Genomic DNA, 3868 nt, shown 5'->3' with positions numbered 1-3868 from the left:
CCGTATGACCACCGAGCGAGTCCATGCCTGCGCACCCATCTTCCCGCATGCCGTCATACCTTCGGAAACTGGGGGACGCCTCCGGCCCCATGCCGCTGGAAACGGTCGCTGACCTGCGGAATTATCTGGCCACGGTGCCTGACCCACGGGCCCGTCGAGGTATCCGTCACCCATGGACGGCCCTGCTCACCGCTGCGGCCGCCGCCGTTCTGGCCGGCGCTGCCTCGATCACAGCGATCGGCGAGTGGGTCGCCGACGCCCCGCAGCGCGTCCTGGCCCTGCTCGGATTCCGGCCCGATCCGCTGACCGGCCTGATCCGCCCGCCCCATGCCACGACCATCCGCCTCGTCCCGGCCGCCGCGGACGGTGACGCACTGGACCGCGCCATCGGACACTTCCTCCAGGAACGCAAGACACCAGCCTCGGGACGGAAGATCATCGCCGTCGACGGCAAGACTCTCCGCGGTTCCCGCACCGCGAAACGGCCGGCCGTCGCCCTGATCGCAGCGAGGACGCACAGCGGCCAGGTCCTCACCCAACGACAGATCGACGGAAAAAGCAACGAAATCCCGGCCTTCGCTCCACTCCTGGACAGCATCGATCTGACCGGCGCCGTCATCACCGCCGACGCCCTGCACACCCAGCACGACCACGCCACCTACCTGCACAAACGCGGAGCCCACTACCTCGCCGTGGTGAAAAGGAACCACCCCGCTCTCCACGAGAGCGTCCGGTGCCTGCCCTGGCGCGACGTCCGCCTGGACCACTACGAACGCGGACGGACCCACCACCGCGACGAGATCCGCCGTCTGAAGACCGCCACGTTCGCCCACCTCGACTACCCCCATGCCCACCAAGCCCGCCACGTCGTGCGCTGGAGACGCGATCTGGGCACGGGCAAGCTGACGATCGAACGGATCTACCTGGTCACGAGCCTGCCACCCAGCACGGCCACGGGCAGCGAACTCGCCACCTGGATCCGTGGCCACTGGCGCATCGAGAACCAGCTCCACCACGCCCGCGACCGCACCTTCCACGAGGACGCCTCCAAGACCCGCACCCGCCGCCTGCCCCGCGTCATGGCCGGCCTGCGCAACCTCGCCATCGGTATCCACCGCCAGGACGGACACACCAACATCGCAGCCGCCCTCCGCCACACCGCCCGTGACCACCTACGGCCCCTCACCGCCCTCGGGCTGGCATGACGAACCCGGACACAAGATCACTTCTCAAAGACCCTGGACATGACGGCATGCGGGAAGATGGGTGCGCAGGCATGGACTCGCTCGGTGGTCATACGGACTCGACACCCACATGATCACCAGCATCCATGCCTGTTCTGCGTCCAGGGTCGCTGCCGACAGAACCTGACAAGACGTCACATCCGGTGCTCGGCAGGCGAACCGCCCACCTCAAGACTTCTCAAGGGCCCTGATGACCACCCTCACCTAATACTCCAGTTGCACTTCTCCATATGCCCTGGTCGCGGGGCCCTTTCAGAGTGTAGTTGGCTGACGCTGCATCAGGTTGATGGTAGTTCGTGACTCACTCGATCGGGGCGCGTGCGGCGCTGATAGTGGCAGCGGCGGGCGATGGCCTGATGGCGTCGGCGCCAGCGGGACCAATAGAGCCGCTGTGCGGGCGACCGGTGCCGGGCCGAGGGGGGACGGGCAAGGTCCAGGAGCCGTCGGACTTCTGCCACGGTGAGGGGAACGAGGCCGCTCGAACCGTTTCTGCGGCCCCTTTTTCGAGGGCTTGGGCTGTCATCGCCGCCAGGAAGGCGTGGGCGAGCATGGCCAGGGTGATATGGCGGTACCAACCGACGTAGCGGCGGACTTCGTACTGGTCCAGGCCGCACTCGTTCTTCGCTGCCTGGAAGCACTCCTCGATGGCCCACCGGGCGCCGGCCACCCGAACCAGTTCAAAGACAGTAGCGTCCACCGGCGCGAAGGCCAGGTAATACGCGATCTCCTCGGGACGCGCCAAGCTGCGACGGGCCAGCACCCAGCGGCAGTGGGCGGGATCCGAACCCTCCACGGTGGGCAGCTTGGCCGCGGCCCAGTCGTAGACCCGCGGCCCCTTCGCGCCGTCACCGCAGGAGATCCGCTCCCACGCCTTGGCCGGGGCGCCGGTCAGGACATGGTCGATGCGCCAGCTTCCCGCTGGAGACTTGACCTGCTGCGACTTGGGTACCGCCAGGACGTAGCCCACGTCGGCCTCCTCCAGCATCCGCCGGAAGTGCCACTCCTGCCCGTAGGCGGCATCGGCGGTCACCCAGGCGATCGGCAGTGCGGAGTCCAGTGCCCGCCGAACCATGGCACGGGCAAGTTCCGGCTTGGTCGCGAAGGACTTGCTCTGCGGAATCCGGGCGGCGCGGCACCGGTCGGCATCCTCCGTCCACGACTTGGGCAGGTAGAGCTCGCGGTCCACCAGGGCCCGGCCCTTCGCAGTGGCATAGGCGGCGAACACTCCGATCTGGCAGTTCTCCGTGCGGCCGGCGGTGCCCGAATACTGCCTTTGCACCCCGGCGGAGACGGTGCCCTTCCTGAGGAAGCCGGTGTCGTCCACGATCAGGACACCGTCCGGCTGCCCGAGCTGGTCGGCCACGTAGTCCTGCAGATCGTCGCGGACCTCGTCCGGGTCCCACTGGCACCACGACAGCAGTCGCTGCAGCCCATACGGTGTGTCATTGCCTGCGTGCTCGGCTATCTGCCAGCTGTTCTTCCGGCCCACCGGGCCCAGCAGGCCACGCACGTAGTCCCGCATCCGCCGCCGCGGCTCAACGCGGCCAAACCGCTCGCCCACCCGCAGCAGCAACGACTCCAACTCGGCATCCCACGAACCGACTTCGGTATCGCTCTCCATATCCACAACCGGTTCAACGCGCCCCGATCGAGTGAGTCACGAACTACCACCAACCTGATGCAGCGTCAGCCAACTACACTCTGAAAGAGCCCCGCGACCAGGGCATATGGAGAAGTGCAACTGGAGTACTAACGGCACGAAAACGGTCCACCGACTTCGTCGGCGGACCGGCACGAAACTTCGAGGTTAGGAATCATTGTTCGCAAACTGCCACCCGGCGTATGAAAACCGTGCCTACACCCGAAAGAGAATCAAGTACCGGTCAGGACAGACATAGATCATCCGATCGCTGATGCGCAGGAGATGGCCGTCCATAGTTGCCTTCTTCTGAATATAGCGATACCGAGAACTTTGGTGCGTAACTCGTACGGATAATCGGATTTTCGTGAGCGGGACGGGAAGCGGGCTCAGCGCGAAAGGATCATCCATATTTTATCATTCCATTTCCGTGATTCGACTTTTCACCCCTGGGAAAGGGCCGAAAAATGAGGCAGATCCTCTTTCTGTCAGGCGGGTCATGTTGTAAGGAATAAGCTCTTGAGGCCGAGTTCGGACGCTCGGGCGCCACAAGAGTTCTCCGGTCAATACCAACTGAATGCCGGTTCTCGCTAAGAGCTGTCCCGTAACTTAAAAACCGCTTTCCAGTGTCCGGTTCGAGTGACTTCGCCGGGATCTCGTTGAGGTCGAGAGCCAAAAAGAAATCAGACAAGCCGATTCGACTGTGGTGACCCGCCACCCTCTGCTACGAGTTACAGGACAGCCTTTAGGGGTGCTTTGGGACGTCATCTTGCCCCGACCCCCGCTGCGGCCGGTACCCGTGCGCGCTGCACAGATTGAGTTCGAAGGCGCACACGGGTGTGAAATAAAAACTCGGGCACACCCCGGGCAAGGGATACGACATTTCCCGTAGGGTGGACTTTCCGGGTCCCGCTGTTTTTCCAGGGCGTAGTAGTGCTTCGTTAGGTTCTGGCTCTGTGTCTGACTGTGGTGAGGGGGCGGCCGC

At 64.6% G+C, this 3868-nt stretch carries 1 protein-coding gene and 1 pseudogene; one reads left to right on the top strand and one right to left on the bottom strand.

What is annotated here, in order from left to right; genetic code table 11:
* Nucleotides 1-23: 23 nt before the first annotated feature.
* Complete coding sequence (locus KM933_RS38430) at nucleotides 24-1205, top strand: ISAs1 family transposase (RefSeq protein ID WP_260334831.1); 1182 nt, start codon at nucleotides 24-26, stop codon at nucleotides 1203-1205.
* A gap of 520 nt (nucleotides 1206-1725) precedes the next feature.
* Here the strand turns inward: KM933_RS38430 and KM933_RS38425 are convergent.
* Nucleotides 1726-2865, bottom strand: a pseudogene (locus KM933_RS38425) (IS701 family transposase); the annotation flags it as partial.
* Between the last annotated feature and the right edge of the window lie 1003 nt (nucleotides 2866-3868).

The organism is Streptomyces beigongshangae (genome assembly GCF_019710745.1).
GTDB lineage: Bacteria > Actinomycetota > Actinomycetes > Streptomycetales > Streptomycetaceae > Streptomyces > Streptomyces beigongshangae.
Note: the sequence above shows the minus strand (reverse complement) of the source record. Positions and strands in the feature narration are given on the sequence as shown.